The following is a 23,489-nucleotide window of genomic DNA, read 5'->3' on the forward strand; positions in this document are numbered from 1 at the left end:
GCTACCGCGCCTCCTGATCGTTGTCCGGGCCCCGTGAGGCCCACGCGGGCGGCCGCTCCGTCTGGTGCTGGCCCCCCGTCCCGTTCTGCCGTGCCAGCCGTTCGCTGTGGCCGCGCAGCGCGGTGTGCAGCCCGTCCCACAGCGTGCCGTCGGTCCGGTCGCGCGGGTCGGGGTCGATCAGCACCACTCCGTTCACCGGAACGCGCTGGTCGGCGAGTTGCCGCGCCACGGTGTGCAGCCACGCGGCGCTGCCGTGCCCGGCCCGTACGACGAGCACGGTCTGCGTGCCGAGGTACTGCAGGTCGGTCCACGCCGTGCCGGGCGCGACCGAGCCGACGCCGATCCTGCGCTCCTGCGGCGGTACGTCCGCGGCGCGCTCGGCGCCGATCACCGCCGGGTCCCCGGGCCGTTGGCGGTGGTTCGCCAGCTGCGGTCCCGGCAGCCCGTCGACGATCACCACGGGGCCCTCGGCGGCCAGCGTCCGCCCCAGGTCCAGGGCGATCTCGCCGGTGGTGCGCGCGCAGCCCAGCTCCAGCAGCGACAGCGGTTCCGTGGAGCCGCGCACGGTGCGGGCCAGCGTGGCGGTGAGCCGTTCGCGCGCCGCCCTGGTCCGTCTGCGCTGCCACAGCCCGCCCGTACGCGACGGCAGCTCCGCGATGACCGAGGCGCCCAGGTTCGAGGCGATGTCCCGGCGCAGCACGGGGCGGTCCGCCACCACCGAGCTGACCGCGGCCGCCGCGAGACCGAGGACGAGGCCGAGGACCATCCCGATCCCGGCGTTGGTGGCACCCGTCTTGACCAGGGAGTGCTCCACCGCGCGAGGGGCGTCCACGATCTGCGTACCGGCGATGATCTTGGGTGTGCCGGTACGCGCCTCCGCGGCGCGCTCGTCGAAGTCGGCGATACGGGAGTTGAGTTCGGCCCGGCGGGCGAAGAGCGACTCGATGCTCGCCGACGCCTCCGGGTTGGTCTCGGGCGACCGGCCCCCGATCGCCTTGTTGACCGAGGCGAGTTCGTCCCGCATGCGGTCGCGCTGGTCGAGCAGGGCCTTGGACTCGGCCTTCGCGGTCGCCTTCATCCGCCGCACATGGTCCGCGACGAACGCGTCGGCCAGCGCCCTGGCCCTGGACACCGCGTCCGCCTCGCTGTCTCCCGTCACATCGATCTGCAGCAGATTGTTGGTCACGCCGGTGCCCCGGTAGTCCGCCATGAACTGCTCCGGGTCCTCCGCCGACTTGAGGGTTTTCAGGGCCTTGGCCGCGATCCGCGTGGTCCCCAGCAGCTGGACGTCGGTGCGGATGAGCGTTCCGGTGTCGTTCGGCTGGTCCTCCGCGTGGGTGACCAGCACCTTGGTGACGGCGCTCGGCGGCGGTGGCCGCAGAACCGCGACCGCGGCCCCGGCGAGCAGGCCCAGCAGTGCCATGAAGCACCAGAGGCGGCGGCGTCTCCGTACCGCCACGACCAGCCCTTGCAGGTCCAGCAGCGGAGTGGCCGGAGTGGCCTCCGACGACTCCGGAGTCTTGCCTTTCGTCACACAGAACCTCCCGTCGCGTCGTCGCCTGCCGCGACCGACGCCGTGGCGCGGGGCGGGGGCCTCCCGGCGGTCCGCGCCGCGCGGGCCCGGACGCTTCCGGCGACGACGATGCCGACGACCTCGTGCCCCGCGTCGGTGCACGCCTCGGCGATCCCGGCCAGCTCCCACGCCGTCCAGGTCCCCGCGCTGAGCACCACCAGGGCGCCGTGCTCGGTGCCGCGGTCCGGCACCAGCGGCCGGGACACCGGAACCTCCACCACCCGCAGCGCCAGCTCGCCCTCGGCCTCGGTGACGAGCTGTCCGGCGGCGAGACGCGCGGTCCCGTCGCCCTCCGGCACGACGGCCAGCAGCCGCCTGGAGCCCCGCAGCCTCTCGCGCAGGCGGGCGCACACCCGCCGGTAGCGGATCTGTCTGCTGGCCTCGTCGCCGGACATCTGCGGGGGCGGCACGTCCCACCGGGTGTCCGTGCCCAGCAGCCGGCGGATGCCCGCCCGCGGCCCGCCGCCCCGGGGCCGGTGCGCGGGCACGGGCCCGCCGGGCACGTCGACGGTGCCCAGCACCGTCGAGTCCAGCGCCGCGGCGATCTCCTGCTCGGTGCGCGGGCGGCGGCTCATCCGCGCCGCGGCCAGATGGCCGACGACCCCGAACAGGAAGAAGAGGAGCGCCCCGGCGACGACGAACTGCGTCCGCGTCGGCGGTGCCTCGCCGGCCGGCCGGGCCGCCGGGCCCATGACGACCATGCCCGCCTTGCTGCTCGCCGGGTCGGCCTCGTCCAGCTTCTTCATGGCGTCCTGCAGCGAGGTGCGCAGCTTCTCCAGCTCGGTACGGGCCTTCACGCCCTCGACCGTCCGGCCCGGATCGGCCGACTTGGCCAGGGCCGTGATGCGGCGGTTGGTCTGCGCCACCTTCTGCCGCAGCACCTCGGGCTCCGTCGCCGCGTCGGACCCCGACTGGTCCTCCGAGTCGGCGCTGTCACCCGCGAGCCGCGCGGCGAAGCTGACGAACTGCTGTGCCACCCGGTCGGAGAGCTGCTGCGCGCGCTCCGGGCTCTCGGCCGTACCGGAGATCTTGATGATGTTCCCGTCGGCGGCCTTGGCGCTCACCTTGCCCCGCAGGTCGGCGCCGGTGACGCCGGGCCAGCGGAGCCGGGTGGCCGCGCGGTCGGCCACCGCCGAACTGCTCGCGATGTCCGCCTGGGTGAGCAGCTCACGCTCCTCCCACTGCCCCGGCAGCAGCACGGACGCCGCTGTCGTGTAGCGCGGCGGGAACAGCACCGAGGTGCCGTACCCGACCAGTGCCCCCACCACGGCGAGGACGGTGAGCAGCCGCCAGCGCCGTCGGAATATCCGCCCGATCGTGACCAGGCGTATGGTCTCTTCGCTCAACGGCGACGCCTCTTCCCTGTCTTGCGCTTCCCTTTTCGGTCCCTGATGGCTTCGGCGTAGGCGGCGAGGAGCGCGCGCTGGGAGTTGCGCCAGGAGAGCGGCCCGCTGACGCGCTCCTGGCCGGTCTTGCCCATCCGCGCCCGCTTCTCGGGGTCGTCCAGCAGCTGGGCGACGAGCCCGGCGAAGGCTCCCTCGTCGTTGGCGGGCGCGTAGACGGCGGCGTCACCGGCGGAGACGCGCGCCTCCTTCAGGTCGAACGAGACGATCGGCCGGCCCATCGCCATGTACTCCAGGACCTTGTTCATCGTCGACACGTCGTTGAGCGGATTGCGCGGGTCGGGCGAGAGGCACACGTCCGCGGTGGAGAGGTAGCGCACCAGGTCGGCGTCCGGGATGCGCCCGGTGAACTCCACCTGCTCGGCGAGCCCGAGCTGCTCCGACAGCTCCACCATCGCGTCGAAGGTGTCGCCCCCGCCGACGAACACCGCGTGCCAGTCGGTCCGCCCGTGCTGGTCGCGCAGCTTCGCCAGGGCACGCAGGGCGTAGTCGACGCCGTCCTGGGGGCCCATGACGCCCAGGTAGCAGAGCAGATGGGGCTTGCCGCGCTTCAGCCCGGGCTCGGCGGGCACGGGCTGGAACCTGTTGTTCTCGGGGGCGCTGCGCACCACGAAGACCTTCTCGGGGCGCCGCCCGCCGCGGCTGACGGCGACGTCGCGGTAGCTCTCGTTGGTGGCGAGGACGACGTCGGCGGCCCGGTAGGTCAGCCGTTCCAGCGCGCACACGGCGCGGTAGAGCAGATCCTCGCCGCGGTCGAACCGCGAGAGGTACAGCTCGGGCACCAGGTCGTGCTGGTCGAAGACGAACTGGGCGCCGAGCCGCTTCAGCCGGAGCGCGGGCAGGAACAGCAGGTCGGGCGGGTTGCAGGCGTGCACCACATGGACCGGGCCGACCTTGCGGGCCAGCCGGGCCGTGTGCCAGAGCGCCGATCCGTACTCCCGCAGGTACCCGGCCGGTCCCCCGGTGGCCGCGCGCATGGGGTAGCGGTGGATCCGCACCCCGTCGATCTCCGCCTCGGGCTCGGTGTCCCGCTTGGTCCCCCGCGGGCAGATGACGTCGACCTGCCACCCCGCGTCGCGAAGCGTCGTGCACTCCTGCCACACCCGCCGGTCGAAGGGCACCGACAGGTTCTCCACCAGGATCAGCGCGCGCCGCGCGGGACGGCCGCCGCTGATCCCCTCACCGATCGCGTCACCAGGCAAGACCCAGGTACCCCTTTTCGGTCCGGCGCGTCTCGGCGTCGGGAAGGCGGACGAGATCGACGATCACCGGGCCCTCGCCGTGCGGCAGCGCCGCCAGCACGGCCGGGTCCCTGGTCCCGACCAGGCACACCTCGGAGTGCTCCAGCACCTCGTCGACGGAGTCCGCGAGCAGCTGCGCGAGGTGCGGCAGCCGGGTCTCGATGTACTCGCGGTTGGCGCCCATCAGCCGGGAGAGGCTCACGTTGGCGTCGTGGATCCGCAGGTCGTACCCCTTGCCGAAGAGCCGCTCCGCGAGCTCGACGAGCGGGCTCTCTCGGAGGTCGTCGGTGCCGGGCTTGAAGGAGAGCCCGAAGAGGCCCACCCGGCGCTTCCCGGTGCGCTCGACCAGCTCCACGGCGCGCTGCAGATGGTCGGAGTTGGACGGCAGTACGTGCGCGAGGATCGGCACCGAGATGTCGGCCCGCCGCGCCGCGTGGACCAGGCTGCGCAGGTCCTTGGGCAGGCAGGAGCCGCCGAAGGCGAAGCCGGGCCGCAGATAGGCGGGGCTGATGTTCAGCTTGCGGTCGGCGAGGAAGACGTCCATCACCTGGTGCGAGTCCACCCCGAGCGCCTGGCAGACGGCGCCCAGCTCGTTGGCGAAGCCGATCTTGAGGCCGTGGAAGGCGTTGTCCGCGTACTTGATCGCCTCGGCCGTCGGGACCGGCACCCGGAACACCTCGCCGGGCAGGCCCTCGTACAGCGCCGCCACCGTGTCGCCGCTCGCCGCGTCGAGCTGGCCGATCACCGTCTTGGGCGGGGCGAAGAAGTCCCGCACGCTCGTGCCCTCGCGCAGGAACTCCGGGTTGACGGCGACCCCGAGGTCCACTCCGGCCGTGCCGCCGACGGCCTTCTCCAGGATCGGCACGAGCAGGTTCAGGCAGGTGCCCGGGAGCATGGTGCTGCGGAAGACGACGGTGTGACGGCCGTTCTTCTCCGTCAGCGCCGCGCCGATCTCCTCGGTGACCCGCTCCAGATACGTGGTGTCCAGGCTGCCGTTGGGCGCGGACGGCGTGCCCACGCAGACCAGTGACACCTCGCTGCCCATGACCGCCTCGCGGACGTCACGGGTGGCGCGCAGCGCGCCGGTCCGTACGACCTCGGCGGTGAGTTCGCCGATCCGCTCCTCGACCACCGGGGCCTTGCCGTCGTTGACCAGGTCGACCTTCGCCTGGTTGACGTCCACCCCGATGACCTCGTGCCCCAGGCTCGCCAGGCAGGCGGCCGACACGCAGCCCACGTAGCCGAGCCCTAAGACGCTGACCCTCATGTTCCGTTCTCCATCCGCATCAGTAGGCCCCCTGTCCCCGGAGCACCGCACGCAGCGTCTTCCACAAGATCACCGTGTCCAGTGCGAGCGACCAGTCCTCCACGTACCGCAGGTCCAGCCGGACCGCTTCGTCCCACGGCAGGTCGCTGCGTCCGCTGATCTGCCACAGCCCGGTGAGACCGGGCTTGACCAGCAGCCGCCGCCGGATGTCCGGGCCGTACGCGGCGGACTCCTCCGGGAGCGGGGGCCGCGGACCCACGAGCGACATCGAGCCGGTGAGCACGTTGAACAGCTGCGGGAGCTCGTCGATCGAGTACCGGCGCAGCACCGCTCCGACCCGGGTCACGCGCGGATCCCGGCGGAGCTTGAAGAGCAGTCCCGCACCCTCGTTGCGGTCGGCCAGCGCGGCGCGTACCGCGTCGGCGTTGGCGACCATGGTGCGGAACTTGAGAATGGTGAACTCGCGGCCGTCCTTGCCGACCCGGCGCTGGCGGTAGAAGGCCCCGCCCCGGCTGCCCGTCAGTACGAGGATCGCCACGAGCACCATCAGCGGCGCGAACAGCACCAGCAGGATCGCCGCGCCCAGCCGGTCGACGATCTCCTTGACAGCCCGGCGGCCCCCGGTGAAGGCGGGCATGCTGACCCGCAGCAGCGGGATGCCGAGCACCGCGTCGACGTGCAGCCGCGGCCCCGCCACCTCCATCAGCACGGGGGCCACGACCATTTCGGCGTCGCTGCCCTCCAGGTTCCAGGCCAGCCGCTGCAGCCGGTCCGGCGACCAGTGGGCGTCCGGGGTGACCGCGACGACTCGGTAGCCGTCGCGCCGGACATGGAGCGCGACGTCCGACAGCTGGCCGACGACGGGCACGCCGTCCAGGTGGTCGCCGTCGGGCGCGAGGCCGTCCTCCGTGCACACCCCGTCCACGCGCCAGCCGAGGTGCGGGAACTTACGGGCACGGGTGATCAGGTCCCGCACGGTGGCGGGGCTCCCGGCGGCGAGCACGGGTCTGAGGCATCTCCCCTCCTTCCGCTGCCTGTGCAGCCACAGGCGCAGCAGGTACCGCGCTGTCATGGTGACCAGCGCGATCGTGGGGATCGCGACGAAGATCCAGAGCTTGATGTTGCGCGAGGTGAGGGCGATCCCGCCGAGTGCCAGCACGACGACCGCCGCGAACAGCGAGCGCCCGAGCCGGCGGAACTCCTCGGCCCCCTGGCCGAGCACGGCCGGGGCCCACGCCCGGCTCACCCCGAGCGCCCCGAGCACCAGCAGTTCGGTGCCGAAGGCGAGAATGCCCCATTTCTCGTGCCAGTTGGCCGCGTCACGGGCTCCGAAGAAACCCCCGATCGCGCCCACCACGACGGCGGTGGCCACGGTGTCGCTGGTGATCACGGTACGGCGGTACCGCTGCTCCCAGACGGTCGCGGGCTGGCTGACGGCCCCGTTCGCCAGACGCCCGCGCGCCGACGGAAACGGGCTGACTAATTCCCCCTGCTGCACAGGACCCCCCCAGGGCCAGTGGTTCGAGGTGTTCGCCTCACACTGAGTTCACCGGGAGGCGCCCCCGCCCCCCGTGCCGCGCACTTCCTCCCCCCGGGAGGCCCCCGCCTCCCGCCATCAGTTCCCGGCTGTTGCAGCGCAAGGTGAACAACCCACCCTGGCGACAGCGGAGTCGCGTATCCGACCAGACTTTCGAGGCACGCGGCATCCCGACGAAACCTCGGGTGCTCCCCGCACCCAAAGCCCCCTCCCGGGCTCCGAGGTTCGATCACCCCTGTGTCTGGCGCCGGAGTTGTGACTGCTGGCTGACCGTAGCGCCGGACCTATAGATCATTATTTGTCGCCTAGTGTCCAAACATGCGAAGCACGGTCAATGTAGACCATCCCGGCCCGTCTGAAGAGAGGGCCGTGTGCAATTTGTGCTCAATCCTTGAACCCAGAGCTACCGTTCCGTGACCCGGCGCGGGCGCCTCGACGACCAGGACATGCCTCATGACCTGTGCGGAAGCCCCTTCTCCGGGTCCCCGGCCCCCTCTCCCCCGGACCGCTCCGGAACCGCTGCCCGGACCGGTCTTAGAGGAGCTCACACAAATGACTGATGGTGCGGATGTGCCCCGTCGTGGGTCGGCCGGGACCCATCGCCATGGGCCCCGGCCGAACGTACGGGGACGAACCGCTCCGCTTACGACTCGGCCGAGAGGAACTGGCTCTCGGGGGCGTCGGACGGGGACGAGGGCGCCGCCCCCGTGACCTCGGCGGGCATGTCCTCCGTGGTGCTCGCGGCGCTGGACGGGGCCGACGCGGTCGACACCCCCGGTTCGGAGGTGAGTTCGACGCCGTCGTTCCCGGGCTCCAGCCACGGGTTGGCGTACACATTGCTGCGCGTCGCCTGCCGGGCCGTCGCGAGTGCCAGATGCTCCGCCCGGGCCGACGGCGGTCCGTCGGTCGGTGGCGAGTACGGGACCAGGCTGCTGATCCACGCGATGATCTGCACGCCGGGCACCGTGAGGGTCGTCCCGTCGAAGGACGACGCGTACCGGCGGGTGGACGAGCTGTTCTGGTAACTGCCGGAGAGCGAGAACGGCCCAATTCCGACGCTGCTGCGGATCGAGGTGGCCTGCGTGGCCCGCTGGAGGTCGGTGGTGCCCCAGTTCGCGCTTATCTTGATGTCCCTCGCGACGATGAAGGCGGAGGGCAGGAGGGAGAAGATCCCCTCGTTCTTGTCGCTGATCTCACCGCTCGAATAGTCGCCGGGACGGCGGCCCGCCGTGCTCCACCCGTGCAGCGAGGCGAGCCCGCTGTCCAGCCAGCGGCGGCGGATTTCGATACGGCCGAAACGGAACGAAATCGTCATGTTCGACGTCTCGCTGTGCAGGCTGTACTGGGTCCTCTCCGTGGTTCCGGCCGCACCGATGCGCCACAGGCCCAGGTTGATTCCGCCACCCGCTCCGTAACGGGCGAACCGTGACTCCTCGTTGAGCCGCAGTCGGCTGGACTGGAGCGTCAGTGAGGTGAAGTTCGCGGCGCCGGATTCGGCGAACCAGTTTCCGGGGAACGCCTCGCACAGATGCCAGAACATGTTGGCATCGATGAGACTTCCCTTCCTGGTCTGCACATACGTCTGCCGGGCACGGGAGAAGATTCCCGCGAGGCTCGACTGCTGGAACTGGCCCAGGGTCGCCAGGGCGCTCTCCACGACACCGGGGCTCGCCGCCTGCAGATCCTGGTAGGCGAGATCCACGGGCCCCTTGAGCACGGGTGCCAGGACGGCCCACTTCCGCTGGTCCTCCGGCTTGCTCAGGTCGTACTGGAGGAAGTTGGTCGTGTAGCTGAGCAGGGCGGCGTTGTAGAGCGCGAACTTGTTCTTGTAGTTGCGGTACAGCGGGGAGTCGACTTTCACGGTCACGGGAAGACCGTTCTCGTCGAAGTCCTGGCCGTCCACGAACAGCAGGTTGAATGCCTTGTCGTACGCCTTCTGCCCCTCGGGGTCGGGCGGCGACGGATTCACATTCGCGCGGACGATCTCGCCGTAGACGTTGTCGGTGCTGACGCCCCCGACCGCGTACGCCGGTGTCATCAGCGGAACGGGATCCACCAGCGTGGCGAAGTTCTCGCTCGCCGCCACGGAACCGTTCGGATTTCCGGGTGACCACGGGTTCGCGAACTGCGCCGGGTCCACGGGATTTCCTGGAAGCTGCAGCGCCATGTACGTCGAGGCGCGCCGCGCAATTGACTGTCCACCGCCGACTCCTGAAGGAGAGACGGTGAGCGCGTCATAGATCGCGTCATAAATCGCTTGCAGAAGCTGTTTCTGTTCGATGGCCATGGGCTTCCCCCCTCAGTTCGGCCACCGCCGGATGAGTGTGGAGCATGACTGGATTCCTACTCCTGCGGAACACGAGCGTCAATGAGAAAGGGGACGCCCGGGAGAAGTGCGCGGAATTCGTCCGGATCGCGGTCAGAAAAGCTTTGCACGCCTGTGTTCTCAGGGCCTGCTGGTACGAATGGGCAGGCACGCGCGAATGAGGCCGCACGGGCGGCGGGCAGCCCCGGACCGCACGGGCGCGAACTTGCCACCTCCCGCCCCCGTACCGGCGGCCACGGCGTCCCATGGCCCGTTGCCGCGCACTGTCGTCGGGCATACGCTTTCCGTGACGGTTCGCCCTGGACCTCGGCGAGCGGTGTTCCCATGGCCGAACGGCCGTGGTGTGTGCGCTCCTTGGACTGCCCCGACGCCAGGGCCCGCCTCGCCGTGTCACGCAGCGGCCCCCGGCGCGTTCCCTTCCTCCACGACCTCGGGCGGAGAAGGGAATGGGGGGTGGCCTGGGCTGCGAGGTTGGGGCCTCGTGTCCCGGGCCGTAGGGCGGCCGTCTCCGAGCCATCCGGGGGCGGCCGACCGCGCGGCCGCCGACACCTTTGGCCAGTTGCCGTACTTTTCAACTTTCCACCCCTGATGCATTTATGCGTCCCCGTCACGCCGCGAAGCGGAGGCAGAGCTTCGGCCCGCGGGTCCGTGCGGACACGCCGGTCACCCCTGGCGGGTGACGTACGGGAGCCCGCCGCCGGGGGACCCTCGACGCACGACAAAGGGGGGTGGCGGCCATGACGGAGGGCTCAGCACCGTCGGGATCAGCACCGTCAGGACCGGAGGAACACAGCCTGCAGCGTCCACCGCCCGACGCGCCCGCGTCGGATCCGCGTGTCACGCCCCTCGCGATCGGAGGCGTGGTCTTCTCCGCCGCGGCGCTCCTCCTGGCCGGCCTGTTCCAGATAGTCGTGGGGCTGGCCAATGTCATCGACGACAACCAGAGCGAGCCGCCGAAGAGTTACGTCTTCGAGTGGGGGACGACGGGCTGGGGCTATCTGCACCTCGCCTTCGGGGTCGCCGCGGTGATCGCCGCGCTCAACCTGTTCAGCGCGCGGCCCTCGGCCCGTGTCATCGGCATCGTGGTGGCGCTGCTGAGCGCGGTGAAGAACTTCTTCTTCGTACCGATGGACAGCGTCTGGTCGGCGGTCATCATCGGCCTGGACGTGCTGGTCATCTGGTCGCTGACGCGGTACGGCCCTGAGCAGGCACGGAAGGTGTACGGGGTTTGACCGTGGTGCGGCGGGTCGCCGAGCAGCTGGTGCATGTCAGCGTGCTGGACCTGGCGACCAGACTGGCGGCGCAGGCGTTCCTCGCGGCTCTGCCGATGCTCTTCGCCATCGCGGCGTACTGCCCGGACGCGGTACGGGACCAGTTGCGGTCCTCCCTCCGGGGCCTCCTGGGCGGCGACGGCACGGCGCTGGGCCAGGTGGACAGCGTCTACGCGGGCGGCGCGTGGGAGTCGGAGACCTGGGGCGCGGTCAGCGTGGTCGTGGCGCTCGTGTCGGCCACAGCCCTCAGCCGGGCCCTGCAACGCCTGTGCGAACGCTCCTGGCACCTGCCGCATCTCGGTCTGCGCGCCATGACGTGGCGCTGGGTGGTGTGGCTGCTCGTCTGGAGCGTCGCCCTGGTCTTCCAGGGCGTCCTGCGCGGCGGGTTCGGCGCGGGAGGCGCCGTCGGCATGCCGCTCCAGGGCGCGGCGGCGGTGGGGCTGTGGTGGTGGACCCAGCACCTGCTGCTGGCCGGCCGGGTCGGGTGGCTGTCCCTGCTGCCGGGCGCCCTGCTCACGGGCGCGGGCGCCACGGGGTTCGCGGCGGCGTCGGGCCTGTGGATGCCCCGCTCGCTGCGGCAGAGCGTCGAGCAGTTCGGCCCGCTGGGCGCGGTGTTCACCGTGCTCTCCTGGCTGATCCTCTTCTGCGCCACGGTCGTCGTGTGCGTCGCGGTCGGTCAGGTGCTGGCCCAGGAACGTGCGGTACGGCGCGTGCTGGGCATCCCGGAGGGGAACGAGGGCGGCGGCGCGGGGACACGACGGAAATGAGAGCGGCGCCCCGCGCACGGCTCGTTCAGTCGTGCGCCGTGGCCACCCTGCCGTCCTTCGCCGCGCGGGCGAGCGCGTCGTGGTCGTGCTCGTTCTGGTCGGCGTAGTGCTCGGCGAACTCGGCGACGGCGTGGTCGAAGACCTCGCTGCTCCCCAGGTAGGCGGCCGTGGCGATGCGGTCGCCGGAGCGCGCGTGGGCCCGCGCCAGGGCCGCGCCGCAGACCTGGCCGAACAGACGCATGGTCTTCGGCGTCATCACGTCGGCCTGCGGGATCGCCTTCCAGTCGCGCAACTGGCGGATGTAGAAGTCCCGCCGCTTCCCGTCGATGCCCTCCACGCGCTCCCAGCCGAGGAAGATGTCGCTCGTGGCCTGCATCATCCGCTGCCCCGCCACCACCCGCTCGCCCTGGTTGACGAAGGGGAGATGGGCGACGTGGTCGGCCAGCACCGATTCCTCGGCCTCCTTGGCCTGGAGCATGAGCGGGTCGGTCTCGTCCTTGCCGAGGAGCAGGATGATCCAGCACCGGGTGCCGACACTTCCCACGCCGACGACCTTGCGGGCCATGTCGACCACGGTGAACTGCTCCAGCAGCGCCCTGCGGTCCGAGGCCAGGCTCTGCGCGTAGCGGTCGACGAGGTTCCTGAGCCGCTGGTCGAGCTGGTGCCACTCGCTCCTGGGCAGCAGGTCCCGCAGCGGCACCACGAGGGGCGGGTCGGCGGCGATGCGCAACTCCCCCTTCGCCCGGCGGGTCAGCTTGTCGAAGGCCTGGAGGTGGTCGCGCGTACGCGCCTTCGCGAGGGCGCGGGAGAGGCGTTCGCGCGCCTTGGGCGTCAGCTCCGCCGCCAGCGCGGTGTAGAGCTCGTCCGCGTCGGTGTGCGCGTACCAGACGTCGAGGTGGCGCATCCCCGCGAAGCCGGTCATCGCCTCGCGGTACGAGCGGGCGGTGGCGCGGACGACCGCCGCACGCTGCTTGGCCGTGTACCCGTTGCCGCGCCCGGCGACGGCGAGGCTCGCGGCGAGCCGCTTGACGTCCCACTCCCAGGGGCCCGGCAGGGTCTCGTCGAAGTCGTTGATGTCGAACATCAGGCGCCGCTCGGGCGAGGCGAGCAGCCGGAAGTTCAACAGGTGCGCGTCACCGCAGAGCTGTGCCTTGATCCCCGTGGTGGGCGTGGTGGCCAGGTCGGCGCTCATGAGGGCCGCTGCGCCGCGCAGGAAGCGGAAGGGCGACTCCAGCATCCTCCCGTAGCGCAGCGGTACGAGTTCGGGCAGCCGGGTGGCGGAGTGCTGCTCCAGCACGGCGACGGGGTCGGCCCTGTCGGGCGCGGGGGTGTAGTGGGCATGGCTGTCGCGCGGCACCCGGGAGCGGACCGCCTTGCCGTGCGCGGCGCGTTCGGCCGCCGTATGGGAGTGGTTCCCGGTCCAGGTCATGGCCGCGCACCCTTCTGTGCGGAGGACACCGGTCTGTACGTCCTGCTCTCGTCCGGCTCTCGTCCGGTTCTCCGACTCTCGGTCCGGGCCGGTCGGCGGGCATCACACCTCGCGGGTGACCGCCGTGCGGCCGGGCCCGAACCCGTCCCACGGCGGGGGCGGTTCACCCGCGGGGAGGGTGGCCGCGGGCGGCGGTACGGGGAGACGCTGCACGTCGGTGCGGGGAGCTGGTGCGGAAAGCTGGTGCGGGGAGCTGGTCATGGCGGCCTTGGCGAGCCTTGTCGTCGCGGTGGTGCTGGGTGGCTACGCGCTCGTCTCCGCGCGGGCCGCCTCCGCCGCCGTCTCCGGGCCGATGGTCTTCGTCGCGGCCGGGGTCGCGCTGGGGCCGCTGGGCCTCGGGCTGATCGGCGGCGAGCGCGACGCCGAGGCGGTCCAGGTGCTGCTGGAGGCGGCGCTGACGCTGGTGCTCTTCGCCGACGCGGCGCTGGTGGGCGCCGGGGAGCTGCGCCGGGGCGGCTCCCTGCCCTCGCGGCTGCTGGCGCTCGGGCTGCCGCTCACGGTCGCCCTCGGCGCGTTGGCGGCCTGGCCGCTGCTGCCGGACCTGGGCGTGTGGCAGCTCGCGCTGCTCGGCACGGTCCTCGCGCCCACCGACGCCTCGCTGGTACGGCCCGCGCTCACGGACATACGGGTGCCGCCGCTGGTCCGGCAGGGGATCAACGCCGAGAGCGGGCTGAACGACGGCCTGGCGGTGCCGTTCTTCGTCGTCTTCCTGGCGGCGTCGGGCGGCGGTCCCGGCGGCGGGTCCGGCGGCGAACCGCCCGGCGTGGGCGAGGTGTTCGCGCTCGCGCTGCCCGTCTCCGCCGCCTGCGGGATCGCGCTGGGCGTGGCGGGCGGCGCGGGACTCGCGGTGTCGCGGCGGCGCGGCTGGGCCGAGCCCGAGTGGGCGCGGATCTTCCCCGCCACGCTGGCGCTCGCCGCCTTCACCGCGGCCGACGCCCTGCACGGCAGCGGCTTCATCGCGGCGTGGGTCGCGGGCCTCGCCTTCGGGAACACGGCGCGGCGCGCCGGGGCCGGGAACCGCCCGTCCGCCGAGCGGACCGCCGACGGGCTCGGGTTCACCGACCAGCTCGGGGCGCTGCTGACGGTCCTGGCCTACTTCGCCTTCGGCGCCGTGCTGCTCGGGCCCACGCTGGACGGCATGACCTGGGCCACGGCGGCGTACGCGCTGCTGAGCCTCACGGCCGTACGGATGCTGCCCGTCGCGCTGTGCCTGCTGCGCTCGGGGCTGCGCGGGGCGACCGTGGCGTACGTGGGATGGTTCGGGCCACGGGGCCTCGCCTCGATCGTGCTGGGGCTGCTCGTGGCCGAGGCCGACGTCCCGGGAGGCGGCACGGTGGTGGCGGCGGTGTCCCTCACCGTCGGCCTGAGCGTGACGGCCCACGGTCTCAGCGCCGCGTGGCTGGCCGGGGCGTACGGCCGCTGGTACGCGGACGCCGCGGCGCGCGACCCGGAGCTCCCCGAGGCCGCCTTGGAGCCGGGGTCCGGGCCCGGCGTCCGTACCCCCTTCCGGGGCTGAACGGAGGGGGGAGGCCGGGCGTCAGCGCCGGGTGGCCGTGCGGACCAGACCGGCGAGGGCGAGGGAGCGGCTGTGCGCGGGCCAGGCGATGTGGGTCACGATGGGCGGCGCGTCGTGCAGCGGTACGGCCGCGTGCCCGGCCCAGAGCGAGGCACGGGCGGAGTCGGGGAAGACGGCCACCGTGCGCCCGAGGGCGATCAGTTGGGCCAGCTGCGTCTGGTCGTGGATCTCGGGCCCCGGCCCCGGCTCGTAGACCCCGTTCCGGGACCAGCGGGCGAGGGGAAGGCCGGGGACGTCGGTGACCTCGGCCAGCGACAGCGTGCGGTGCGCGGCGAGGGGGTGTCCGGCGGGCAGGACGGCGATCTGCCCCTCGGTCATCAGCTCCTCGCTGTCGAACCCGGCCAGGGAGTTGAACGGCGTGTGCATGAGCGCCACGTCGGCGCGGCCGTCGCGCAGCATCTCCCCCTGCTCGCACATGCCGCTCGGCAGCACCTCGATCTCGGCGGCGCCCGGCTCGGCCGCGTAGGCGTCGAGGAGCTTCCGCAGCAGCTCGTGCGAGGCGGCGGCCTTCACCGCCATCACCAGACGGTCGCGGGAGCCGCCCGGACCGTCGGCGGCACCGGCGCGGCGGGTGCGGCGCGCGGCGGCGGTCGTCGCGTCCAGGGCCGCGCGGCCCTCGTGCAGCAGGACCTCCCCGGCGCCGGTGAGGGAGACGCGGCGGCGGTCGCGCTCCAACAGGGAGACGCCGAGGCGCCGTTCGAGCTGCTGGATCGCGCGGGACAGCGGCGGCTGCGCCATGCCGAGACGCTCGGCGGCGCGGCCGAAGTGCAGCTCCTCGGCGACGGCCACGAAGTACCGCAGCTCACGGGTCTCCAGGGTGTCGGGAGTGTCCATGGCCTCACCGTACTCCGGTGATACCGCACGGGTATGACAGGACACCGCATCAGTGTTGGCCGCACCGCCGGCGCCGGGGCGAGCATCGGTCACGTGAAGAACACGGACATGAAGGACACAGCCATGAACGCACCTTCCCTCTCCCTTCCCGGCGGCACCTGGAACCTGGGCGACCGGACCGTCACCCGCTTCGGCTACGGCGCCATGCAGCTCGCGGGCCCCGGGGTCATGGGCCCGCCCGCCGACCACCAGGGCGCGCTCGCCGTCCTGCGCGAGGCCGCAGCGCTCGGGATCACGCACATCGACACCGCCGGGGTGTACGGGCCGCGCGTCACCAACCGGCTGATCCACGAGGCCCTGCACCCCTATGACGCCTCGCTGCGCCTGGCGACCAAGGTCGGCGCGACCCGCGACGAGAACGGCGGCTGGCCGCACGCCCGGCGGCCCGCGGAGCTGCGCGACGCCGTCCGGGAGAACCTGGACGACCTCGGGCTCGACACGCTCGACGTGGTCAACCTCAGGCTCGGGGACGCGTCGGGGCCCCGCCCCGGCTCGCTCGCCGAGCCCTTCGAGGCCCTCGTCGAGCTCCAGGAGCAGGGCCTGATCCGGCACCTGGGGGTGAGCAACGTGACGGCGGAACAGGTCGCCGAGGCGCGGTCGATCGCGCCGATCGTCTGCGTGCAGAACATGTACAACCTCGCCCACCGTCAGGACGACGAGCTGATCGACGCCCTCGCCGCGGAGGGCATCGCCTACGTGCCCTTCTTCCCCCTCGGCGGCTTCACCCCGCTGCAGTCCACGGCGCTGTCCGCCGTGGCCGGCCGGCTGGACGCGACGCCGATGTCCGTGGCCCTGGCCTGGCTGCTGCGGCGGTCGCCGAACATCCTGCTCATCCCCGGCACCTCGTCGGTGGCGCACCTGCGCGAGAACGTCACCGGCGCGGGCCTCCCCCTCACCGACGGGGACCTCGCGGAGCTGGACGGAATCGGCCGCTAGCCGTGCTCTGCGGCGGTGAGGACGAGGGAGACGTTCTGGCCGCCGAAGCCGAAGGAGTTGCTCAGCACGGCCTCCTGGGCGGCGTCCCGGCGCTCCGCGACGACGTCGAGGGCGATGTCGGGCCCGACCCCGGCCGTCGTGAGGTTGCGGGTCGGCGGGATGACGCCGTGCTCCACGCTGAGGACCGCGATGAGCGCTTCGAGCGCGCCCGCGGCGCCGAAGAGATGGCCCAGCGACGCCTTGGGGGCCGTCACGGTGGCGCGGCCGAAGAGCTCCCCGACGGCCCGCGCCTCCGCGAGGTCCCCGGCCGGGGTGCCGGTGGCGTGGGCGTTGACGTGGCCGATCCGCCCGGGAGCGAGGCCCGCCTGCGCGAGGGCCTTCCGCATGGCCGCGATCTGCCCCGAGCCGTCGGGCGCCGGGGCGGTGATGTGGTGGGCGTCGGCGGCGATCCCGGCGCCCGCGAGCACCGCGCGGACCCGCGCGCCCCGGGCGGCGGCGTGCGCGGCGCTTTCGAGCACCACGACGGCGGCGCCTTCGGCGAGGACGAACCCGCTGCGGTCGGCGGCGAACGGCCGTGACGCCGAGGCGGGTTCGGCGGTGTGCCGGGACAGCGCCTGCGCCTGGGCGAACCCGGCGACGGTGATCGGGGTGACCGCGGCCTCGGCCCCGCCCGCGATCACCACGTCCGCCTCCCCGGCGCGGATGAGCCTGGCCCCCAGGGCGAGCGCCTCGGCGCCGGAGGAGCAGGCCGAGACGGGCGTGTAGGCCCCGGCCCGCGCGCCGTACTCGATGCTGATCAGCGCGGCCGCCGCGTTGGGCATGAGCATCGGGACCGTACGGGGCGAGACGCGCCGGGTCCCGGACTCCTCCAGCACGTCGTCCTGCCGCAGCAGCGTACGTACGCCGCCGATGCCCGTGCCGATCGCCGAGGCGAGCCGGTCCGGGTCCACCCCGGGGGCTCCGGCGTCGGCCCAGGCCTCGGCCGTCGCGGCGAAGGCCGCCTGCTGCGAACGGTCGAGCCGCCTGGCCCGGGCCGGGGGCAGCGCCGCGGCGGGGTCGGCGGCCATCGTGCCCGCGACCGTGCCGGGCAGTCCGGCGTCCCCGTATCCGTCCAGGGCGCCGCCGCGGAGGCCGGACTCCCCGGCGAGCAGGGCTTCCCAGGTGGAGGTCACGTCCCCGCCGAGGGGCGTGATCGCGCCGAGTCCGGTCACGACGACTTCGGTCCGGTGCATGCGCTTCGACCTTTCTTGTATGCCATACAAACCTGCGGACCTTGTTGTATCACATACAATCCGGGCGTGGAGAAGAAGCGAACCGAGGCAACCGAGGCCCGGGCGGCGGCGACCCCGGCGCACGACCGCGGCCGCGCGACGAAGCGCAAGCTGATCGAGACCACCGCCCGGCTGAGCGAGGAGCGGCCCGGCGCCGAGGTGAGCGTCGCGGAGATCGCGAAGGCGGCCGGGGTCTTCCCCAACCAGGTGACGTACCACTTCGGTTCCAAGGACGCGCTGCTCGTGCACGCCGCCTTCCTCGGCCTGCTGCACGACACCCGGCGGGTCGAGCGCCTCGGCCGCCAGGCCCCCGACGCGGCGGCGTTCCGGCGCAACGTCGCCCGCGCCGTGCTCTCCCTGCCCGCGCTCCCGGCGGTCGCGCGGGCGCTCGCGGCCGCCGTCTCCAAGCCCGAGCTCGCCCCCGTGGTCGACCGGCATCTCCAGCTGCTGTTCCGGCAGTCCGAGCGGTACCTGGGCCGGCTCGCCGAGGCGCGCGGCTGGAGCACCCGGCGTCCGCTCGGCGTGGAGGCCAGGACGTTCTGGAGCACCGCGCTCGGCGCGGTGCTCCTCGTCCGCGCCGGAGCGCACGGCTCCGCCACTGAACTCGACCTCGCCGGGTCACTGACCGTCGAGGACGGATCTGGACAGCGGGAGGTCAGAGGTTCTCCGCCTCCCGGGGTCCGTAGGTGACGAGGGCCCAGATCACCAGGACGTCCAGCGCGATGATCATCACCGACCACACCGGGTAGTACGGGATGAAGAAGAAGTTCTCGACCGCGCTGAGCAGGGCGACCACGATGCCGACGACCCTGGCCCACATCTTGCCGGTGATCAGGGCGATCCCCGCGGCCAGGACCACGGCGCCGGAGATCAGCTGGAACCAGCCCCATGCCGTGATGTCGAACTCGTACACGTAGTCGCGCCCGAGCACATAGAAGTCGTCGTCGATGATCGCCGCCAGCCCCAGGATGACGTGGTACGCGCCGATCATGATCATCACCCAGGTGGCGAAGGCGATGCCACCGACCGCGAGCGGCTTGGGCCGGGAGCGGGGCGCGGGGGCGGTGACGGTCGGCCGCTCCGGCGACGACGGCGAGGACTGGCCGGAGATCTGATCAGTCATGTCCGGTACCTCCTTTTTCTTCAAAATCAGCATCCTGCGCCGCGCCCGCCCCGGAATCATCCGCCGCGGGTGACTCGGGGAACGGGGCCGAAGCGAGAATGGGAGCGGGAGAGCGGAACTGCCGGGCCACTGCGGAGGTGACGCCATGGGCGAGACCCAGGGAGGCGAACGGCGCGGTGGCGGCGGCGAGTTCGAGATCCGCATCAGAGGCACCGTCGGCGACTCGTTCGTCGCGGCGTTCGGGGAGCTGACGGTCACGCGGCACCCCGCGGAGACGGTGCTGCGCGGCGGCGGGCTGGACCAGGCCGCGCTCTACGGCATCCTCGACCGCATCCAGGCGCTCGGGCTCGAACTCGTCGAGGTGCGGCGCCTTCCCCCGCCCGAGAACGCCGCGAGGCCCTCCGGCCCCTCCTGAGGGCCGGATTGCCCCTGTCCGGCACATGGCGCCCGCGTCAGGATGCCCGGTGAACCACCCGGCAGCCGGACGAGCGGAGGACGCCATGTCAGCCACGGCGCAGCACACGCGGCCACGTCCACGGCCACGTCCGCGAGTCGGGCGGGCGCCCGCCGTGCCGCGCGCGGACGTGCTCGAAGGGCGACTGCGGGAGCTGGGCCAGGACGCTCCCGGGGCCGACGCGGCGGTGGCCGCCTGCCTGGAGTGGGTCGCCGGGACGCTCGTGGACCTCGCCGCGTCGCTCGATGACGCACGGGCCGCCGAGGTCCTGGTGGAGGGGGCCTCGGAGATACTCGCCCAGGTCGTCGGGGACAGGGCCGGGGACGCGGCCGGGGCCGCGCGGGCGGACGTCCACGGCACGCTGACCGAGCGGGAGCACGAGGTGCTGGTGGCGCTCCAACAGGACGATCCGCTCCGGCAGATCGCCGCGAGCCTGTTCATCTCCCGGAACACGGTCAAGAGCCACACCCGGGCGCTCTACCGCAAGCTCGGCGCCTCCACCCGCACCGAGGCCCTCGCGCGGGCGCGGGAGCTCTCACTCCTGCCGGACGGGGCGCAGGGCGGGGTCCAGCACGGAGTTCACAGCAGCTCCAGCTCCCGTGCCCGGCGTACGGCCGCCGAGCGCCGGCTCACCTGCAGCTTGCGGTAGATGTTCTTGAGGTGGGTCTTGACGGTGTTGACCGACAGATACATCTCGGCGGCGATCTCCTCGGTGGTCATCGTGCGCGCCAGGAACTCCAGCACGTCGCGCTCCCGCCCGCTGAGCGTCCCCGCGACGGTCGCGCCCAGTTCCTGAACTTCGTCTCCGGGCAGGGGCGTTCCGGGGCCGGGAAGGGCCACGGAGCCCGGCGTACGGCCGAGGTCCTGGGCGACGGCGCAGACCAGGTGCACGGCGCGTTCGAGGCCCTCGGTGGGCCAGGGGCCCGCCATCGCCGCGCACAGGCCCCGGATCGCCGCCGACGCGGGCAGCACGCGCCGCGCGCAGAGCCGGGCCACCTCGCCCGCCAGCAGCCGCAGCGCGCCGACCGGGGCGTCGGGCAGCACCTGCAAGGCCCGCTCGGCGAAGGCGAGTTCGTGCCGCGCCGCGGACAGCTGGCCCCGGCCGAGCGCTGTCCAGGCGGCCACCACGTGCAGCGCGGCGCAGGAGCGGTCCGTGGCGCCCGGGGCGCGCGCCGGTGTCCGCCGTGCCCTGTCGGCCAGGTCGGCGGCGGAGCGCAGCCGCCCCCGTACGGCTTCGAGGAGCGCGAGGCCGATCAGGCAGTCGCGGTGCAGCGGGCTGCCCTCCGCCGCCGAGGCGGCGGCGGAGGCCGCCGCCAGCAGCGCCCGTTCCGCGTCCTTGAGCCGTCCGTGCCGCAACTCCGCGTCCCCGTGGACGTAGAGCGTCAGCGCGCTCAGCTCCGGGTGCCGCTCCAGCGCCGCCCGCGGCAGCCGCGCGCACAGCTCCACGAGCTCGCCCGCCGCGGTGCGCGCGGCCACGGGGTCGGCCGAGCGCGCGGCCTCCGTGCGGATCACGGCACGGGTCAGCCGGGCGGCGAGGGCGAACGCGTCGCCGTCCGGCGCCGCCGCCGGTTCACCCGCCTCCCCCGACGCGTTCGGCGACGCCTCCCACGTCCCCTCCCACGCCCCCTCCCGTGACGCTTCCCGCAGCGCCTCGGCGCAGCCCTCGGCGTCCTCGTGGGCGAGGGCCAGCGCGGCGGTCACCAGCGCTGTCGCCGGTTCGCGGACCTCGGCGGGGATCCGTGCGAGGGCCCGCAGGAGCCGGTGGGCGAGGGCGTCGGGGAGGCGGTCGGCGGAGAGGCCGAGGACGCCTCCGACGGCCAGCCGTTCGACGACCAGCCGGGCCGCGCGGGCCGGGTCGTGCGCGGCGAGGGTGTGTTCCAGCGCCTCGACGAGCGGGCCGTGCGCGCCGAGCCAGACGGCGGCGCGGAGGTGCAGCCCGGCGAGCTGCCCGGACGCCTCGTGGCGCAGCCGGAGCCGGAGCACGTCGCGGAACATGGGGTGGCACCGGTACCACCCGTGCCCCACGGGGTGCAGGAAGGTGTTCTGCTGCACCAGCGCCGCGAACTGACCGGCGGCCTCCTCCCCCGCGACCGCCGCCGTCAGCTCGCGGTTCATCCGGTCCAGGATGCTGGTGACCAGCAGCAGGTGCCGCATGGGAGGCGGCTGGACGTCGAGGACCTCCTCGGCCAGATAGCTGACCACCGCCTCCTCGTCCCCCGCGAACTGGGCCACGAAGCGTGCGGGGTCCGGGTGTCCGGCCATCGACATGGCCGCCAGCCGCACACCGGCCGCCCAGCCCTCCGTCCGCTGGGCGAGGCGGCGTACCCAGGAGCCCGTAAGGGTGACACCGTGCTGTGCCAGCAGTGCCGCCGTCTCCTTCTCGGTGAACGCCAGGTCCGCCGTGCGCAGTTCGGTCAGCGCACCGGCCAGCCGCTGCCGGTGCAGATGCAGCGGTGGGTCCCGGCGCGAGATGACCACCAGGCGGATGGACGGGTAGGCGTGCCGGAGCAGCAGCGTGATGTCGTGGGCGGTGAACGAGCCCGGGTCCGGCTGGAAGTCCTCCAGTACGACCACGACGGGCGCGGTCCGCCGCGTCAGCGCGTCCGTGAGGCGGACGGCCGACAGCCGGTCGTGGTCGGAGGGCGGCGCGGGGGCGAGGTCCTCGTCGGTCACCTCGATGCCCGCCTCGCGGAGCCTGGCCAGCATGCGCGGCCAGAAGACCTCCCTCGGCTCGTTCTCGCCGTCGCAGGCCACCCAGACCACGGGGCCCGGCGGTCTGGCCGTATGGGCCCACTCGGTGACCAGGGCCGTCTTCCCCGCACCGGCCGGGCCGACCACCACCGTCAGCGGTCCGCGCACGCCCTGGACGAGCCGCGAGACGAGCCGGGGCCTGGGGACGAGCCAGCCGGGGAGCGGGGGAACGGCGGCGCGCGCTCCCGTGGCGCCGTCCCCGGCGTCGTGGTCGCGGGACGCCGGGACCGGAGGATCACCCATGGCTGCACCTCGCTCCTGACGGGCGGTCGCGCGGCCTCCGGGACCCCGGGGGTCCGGGGAGCGGCGCGTGGTGCGCATGAGTGTGGCCTCGCCCCGGGCGGAGCGGACGCGGCGCGAACCGCTTTTCACCCGGGTGACGTTGTGCGCCGGCGGGACCCCTGCGGGCCCCGCCGGCGGATTCGGTGCCTCCCCTTCCGGGTTCGGCTCACACGCCGTGCAGCGCGGCGATCAGTTCCTCTTCGCGCTCCTTGGTGAGCGAGGTACGCACGACGGTGGGGCTGAAGGGCCTCAGGGCCTCGCGGACCCGGTCCGGGGTCGAGCGCCGTACGAGCGCGAAGACCGCGGCGCGGCCGGGCTCCAGCTGGCTCGCGACCTCCTTGACGAACGCGTCGTTCATCCCCACGTCCGTGAGCTTCCCGCCGATCGCGCCGCTGGCCGCACCGACGGCCGCGCCGAACACCGGCATCAGGAAGAGCATCCCCAGCAGCGTGCCCCAGACGGCACCGCTGGTCGCTCCGGCCGCCGTCGTGTTGATGGACTGCTTGACGTGCAGCTTGCCGTCCATGGTCCGCCACGCCAGGGCGGAGTCCTCCAGGTCCAGCAGCTCCTGCTTCGAGAGTTCCTGTGAGAGACGGAGAACGGCCTCGGCCTTCTCCCGGTCGGAGAAGCCGAGCACCACGAGTTCGGTCATCACTTCCTCCTGTGCAGGCGGCCAGGGACGTGGCCGTCCGATTTCCCGGCACTTGCGCGCGGTTCGGGCTCGCCCAGCTTGGAGGCCACCGCCAGCAGCTCGGCGGCCACCGGAGCCAGCGCCTCCTCGGTGAGGAAGCCCTCCGCGAGAGGTACGCCGCCCGCGCCGCGGACGGCCTCCCTCAGGCTCCTGGCCCAGACGTGCTCCAGGAGTACGAACACCGCCGCGGTGCCCGGGGCCAGCTGCTCCCCGACATCGCGGATCTCGCCCAGCGTGAGGCCGAAGGCCATGCCCTGGTTCAGGGACGGGAAGGCCTCTCCGGCGTCGTCCAGCGTGCCCTGCTCCAGGCCGAGCAGCGCGCTGACGGTGTCGCCCATGCCCTCGGCCTGGTAGTCGAGGGAGTTCAGGTCGCCGCTGCTCTCCTTCTCCACGAACAGCAGGTCGAGGACGCGGATCTGCCCGTTCTCCTCCAGCAGCTCCAGCTCGTCCACGACCGGCTCGAACCCGGCGTCCGCCGTGAATCCGAGGCTCAGTATCTGCACCGGTCCGATCCCGGTCACGATGTCTCCTCTCCTCGTCCGCACCTGCGTCCATCCAGCGGCAGGCGCGGCCCGCGCGCATCACCTCCCGGGGGTGAGGCCCCGCGGCGCCGCTGCCGCGACGGTGGGAGACACGG

At 73.0% G+C, this 23,489-nt stretch carries 21 protein-coding genes; 7 read left to right on the plus strand and 14 right to left on the minus strand.

Annotated elements, in window-relative coordinates; translation table 11 throughout:
- Window position 1: 1 nt before the first annotated feature.
- The 6 genes from ACGF3A_RS27615 to ACGF3A_RS27640 form a co-directional block, all read right to left on the minus strand.
- Window positions 2–1,534: a Wzz/FepE/Etk N-terminal domain-containing protein gene (locus ACGF3A_RS27615; RefSeq protein ID WP_393733035.1), complete on the minus strand. Its 1,533-nt coding sequence runs from the start codon at window positions 1,532–1,534 to the stop codon at window positions 2–4.
- The gene (locus ACGF3A_RS27620) at window positions 1,531–2,919 is read right to left on the minus strand and encodes a Wzz/FepE/Etk N-terminal domain-containing protein (RefSeq protein ID WP_393733036.1); all 1,389 of its coding nucleotides are present in this window, start codon (window positions 2,917–2,919) and stop codon (window positions 1,531–1,533) included. The genes ACGF3A_RS27615 and ACGF3A_RS27620 overlap by 4 nt, the downstream gene beginning before the upstream one ends.
- Window positions 2,916–4,178, minus strand: a complete 1,263-nt coding sequence (locus ACGF3A_RS27625; RefSeq protein ID WP_393733037.1) for a glycosyltransferase family 4 protein — start codon at window positions 4,176–4,178, stop codon at window positions 2,916–2,918. The genes ACGF3A_RS27620 and ACGF3A_RS27625 overlap by 4 nt, the downstream gene beginning before the upstream one ends.
- A complete protein-coding gene (locus tag ACGF3A_RS27630) occupies window positions 4,168–5,484 on the minus strand; it encodes a nucleotide sugar dehydrogenase (RefSeq protein ID WP_393733038.1) in 1,317 nt (438 codons plus the stop codon). The genes ACGF3A_RS27625 and ACGF3A_RS27630 overlap by 11 nt, the downstream gene beginning before the upstream one ends.
- A gap of 19 nt (window positions 5,485–5,503) precedes the next feature.
- Window positions 5,504–6,982 carry a sugar transferase gene (locus ACGF3A_RS27635; protein WP_393733039.1) on the minus strand — a complete coding sequence of 493 codons (1,479 nt, stop codon included), beginning with the start codon at window positions 6,980–6,982 and terminating at the stop codon, window positions 5,504–5,506.
- A gap of 682 nt (window positions 6,983–7,664) precedes the next feature.
- Window positions 7,665–9,161, minus strand: coding sequence for a hypothetical protein (locus ACGF3A_RS27640; RefSeq protein ID WP_393733040.1), 1,497 nt, complete (start codon window positions 9,159–9,161; stop codon window positions 7,665–7,667).
- A gap of 1,046 nt (window positions 9,162–10,207) precedes the next feature.
- Between ACGF3A_RS27640 and ACGF3A_RS27645 the strand changes: the two genes are divergently transcribed.
- On the plus strand, window positions 10,208–10,579 hold the full coding sequence (locus ACGF3A_RS27645) for a hypothetical protein (RefSeq protein ID WP_393733041.1): 372 nt from the start codon (window positions 10,208–10,210) through the stop codon (window positions 10,577–10,579).
- Window positions 10,580–10,581: 2 nt separating this feature from the next.
- Complete coding sequence (locus tag ACGF3A_RS27650) at window positions 10,582–11,385, plus strand: YhjD/YihY/BrkB family envelope integrity protein (protein WP_393733392.1); 804 nt, start codon at window positions 10,582–10,584, stop codon at window positions 11,383–11,385.
- Window positions 11,386–11,410: 25 nt separating this feature from the next.
- Here ACGF3A_RS27650 and ACGF3A_RS27655 read toward each other — a convergent pair whose 3' ends face one another.
- Together ACGF3A_RS27655 and ACGF3A_RS27660 are read right to left on the minus strand one after the other, a co-directional pair.
- Window positions 11,411–12,814, minus strand: a complete 1,404-nt coding sequence (locus ACGF3A_RS27655) for a DUF2252 domain-containing protein (protein WP_393733042.1) — start codon at window positions 12,812–12,814, stop codon at window positions 11,411–11,413.
- 102 nt (window positions 12,815–12,916) lie between these two features.
- The gene (locus ACGF3A_RS27660) at window positions 12,917–13,075 is read right to left on the minus strand and encodes a hypothetical protein (RefSeq protein WP_393733043.1); all 159 of its coding nucleotides are present in this window, start codon (window positions 13,073–13,075) and stop codon (window positions 12,917–12,919) included.
- Here ACGF3A_RS27660 and ACGF3A_RS27665 point away from each other — a divergent pair.
- On the plus strand, window positions 13,074–14,390 hold the full coding sequence (locus ACGF3A_RS27665) for a cation:proton antiporter (protein ID WP_393733044.1): 1,317 nt from the start codon (window positions 13,074–13,076) through the stop codon (window positions 14,388–14,390). The genes ACGF3A_RS27660 and ACGF3A_RS27665 overlap by 2 nt on opposite strands.
- A gap of 21 nt (window positions 14,391–14,411) precedes the next feature.
- On the opposite strand, the gene ACGF3A_RS27670 is transcribed toward ACGF3A_RS27665, so the two are convergent.
- The gene (locus tag ACGF3A_RS27670) at window positions 14,412–15,284 is read right to left on the minus strand and encodes a LysR family transcriptional regulator (protein WP_393733045.1); all 873 of its coding nucleotides are present in this window, start codon (window positions 15,282–15,284) and stop codon (window positions 14,412–14,414) included.
- A 123-nt stretch (window positions 15,285–15,407) separates the two neighbouring features.
- Between ACGF3A_RS27670 and ACGF3A_RS27675 the strand changes: the two genes are divergently transcribed.
- Window positions 15,408–16,280 carry an oxidoreductase gene (locus tag ACGF3A_RS27675; RefSeq protein WP_393733046.1) on the plus strand — a complete coding sequence of 291 codons (873 nt, stop codon included), beginning with the start codon at window positions 15,408–15,410 and terminating at the stop codon, window positions 16,278–16,280.
- Here ACGF3A_RS27675 and ACGF3A_RS27680 read toward each other — a convergent pair.
- Window positions 16,277–17,512, minus strand: a complete 1,236-nt coding sequence (locus ACGF3A_RS27680; RefSeq protein ID WP_393733047.1) for a beta-ketoacyl-[acyl-carrier-protein] synthase family protein — start codon at window positions 17,510–17,512, stop codon at window positions 16,277–16,279. The two genes, ACGF3A_RS27675 and ACGF3A_RS27680, sit on opposite strands and share 4 nt — an antisense overlap.
- 66 nt (window positions 17,513–17,578) lie before the next feature.
- Here ACGF3A_RS27680 and ACGF3A_RS27685 point away from each other — a divergent pair, with 66 nt between their 5' ends.
- Entirely contained in the window at window positions 17,579–18,241 is a 663-nt protein-coding gene (locus ACGF3A_RS27685; protein ID WP_393733048.1) for a TetR/AcrR family transcriptional regulator C-terminal domain-containing protein, read from the plus strand.
- Here ACGF3A_RS27685 and ACGF3A_RS27690 read toward each other — a convergent pair.
- Window positions 18,207–18,674 (minus strand): hypothetical protein, encoded by a 468-nt coding sequence (locus tag ACGF3A_RS27690; RefSeq protein WP_393733049.1) that lies wholly within the window; start codon window positions 18,672–18,674, stop codon window positions 18,207–18,209. The two genes, ACGF3A_RS27685 and ACGF3A_RS27690, sit on opposite strands and share 35 nt — an antisense overlap.
- 145 nt (window positions 18,675–18,819) lie before the next feature.
- On the opposite strand from ACGF3A_RS27690, the gene ACGF3A_RS27695 reads away from it, so the two are divergent.
- Entirely contained in the window at window positions 18,820–19,089 is a 270-nt protein-coding gene (locus ACGF3A_RS27695) for a hypothetical protein (RefSeq protein ID WP_393733050.1), read from the plus strand.
- Between the two features lie 154 nt (window positions 19,090–19,243).
- A complete protein-coding gene (locus ACGF3A_RS27700; protein WP_393733051.1) occupies window positions 19,244–19,777 on the plus strand; it encodes a LuxR C-terminal-related transcriptional regulator in 534 nt (177 codons plus the stop codon).
- Here the strand turns inward: ACGF3A_RS27700 and ACGF3A_RS27705 are convergent.
- From ACGF3A_RS27705 to ACGF3A_RS27715, 3 genes are all read right to left on the minus strand, one after another.
- Complete coding sequence (locus ACGF3A_RS27705) at window positions 19,708–22,122, minus strand: LuxR C-terminal-related transcriptional regulator (protein WP_393733052.1); 2,415 nt, start codon at window positions 22,120–22,122, stop codon at window positions 19,708–19,710. The genes ACGF3A_RS27700 and ACGF3A_RS27705 overlap by 70 nt on opposite strands.
- 205 nt (window positions 22,123–22,327) lie before the next feature.
- Entirely contained in the window at window positions 22,328–22,813 is a 486-nt protein-coding gene (locus ACGF3A_RS27710) for a DUF1269 domain-containing protein (protein WP_393733053.1), read from the minus strand.
- Window positions 22,813–23,373, minus strand: a complete 561-nt coding sequence (locus ACGF3A_RS27715) for a DUF1269 domain-containing protein (protein ID WP_393733054.1) — start codon at window positions 23,371–23,373, stop codon at window positions 22,813–22,815. The genes ACGF3A_RS27710 and ACGF3A_RS27715 overlap by 1 nt, the downstream gene beginning before the upstream one ends.
- Window positions 23,374–23,489: the final 116 nt, after the last annotated feature.

The sequence above is a fragment of the Streptomyces sp. NPDC048172 genome (genome assembly GCF_043202595.1).
Lineage (GTDB): Bacteria > Actinomycetota > Actinomycetes > Streptomycetales > Streptomycetaceae > Streptomyces.

Coding starts and splice junctions, on each gene's coding strand:
- ACGF3A_RS27660 (WP_393733043.1), bottom strand. CDS start 13,075: ATGACCAGCTCCCCGCACCAGCTTTCCGCACCAGCTCCCCGCACCGAC.
- ACGF3A_RS27670 (WP_393733045.1), bottom strand. CDS start 15,284: ATGGACACTCCCGACACCCTGGAGACCCGTGAGCTGCGGTACTTCGTG.
- ACGF3A_RS27675 (WP_393733046.1), top strand. CDS start 15,408: ATGAACGCACCTTCCCTCTCCCTTCCCGGCGGCACCTGGAACCTGGGC.
- ACGF3A_RS27680 (WP_393733047.1), bottom strand. CDS start 17,512: ATGCACCGGACCGAAGTCGTCGTGACCGGACTCGGCGCGATCACGCCC.
- ACGF3A_RS27655 (WP_393733042.1), bottom strand. CDS start 12,814: ATGACCTGGACCGGGAACCACTCCCATACGGCGGCCGAACGCGCCGCG.
- ACGF3A_RS27710 (WP_393733053.1), bottom strand. CDS start 22,813: ATGACCGAACTCGTGGTGCTCGGCTTCTCCGACCGGGAGAAGGCCGAG.
- ACGF3A_RS27705 (WP_393733052.1), bottom strand. CDS start 22,122: ATGGGTGATCCTCCGGTCCCGGCGTCCCGCGACCACGACGCCGGGGAC.
- ACGF3A_RS27695 (WP_393733050.1), top strand. CDS start 18,820: ATGGGCGAGACCCAGGGAGGCGAACGGCGCGGTGGCGGCGGCGAGTTC.
- ACGF3A_RS27665 (WP_393733044.1), top strand. CDS start 13,074: ATGGCGGCCTTGGCGAGCCTTGTCGTCGCGGTGGTGCTGGGTGGCTAC.
- ACGF3A_RS27630 (WP_393733038.1), bottom strand. CDS start 5,484: ATGAGGGTCAGCGTCTTAGGGCTCGGCTACGTGGGCTGCGTGTCGGCC.
- ACGF3A_RS27690 (WP_393733049.1), bottom strand. CDS start 18,674: ATGACTGATCAGATCTCCGGCCAGTCCTCGCCGTCGTCGCCGGAGCGG.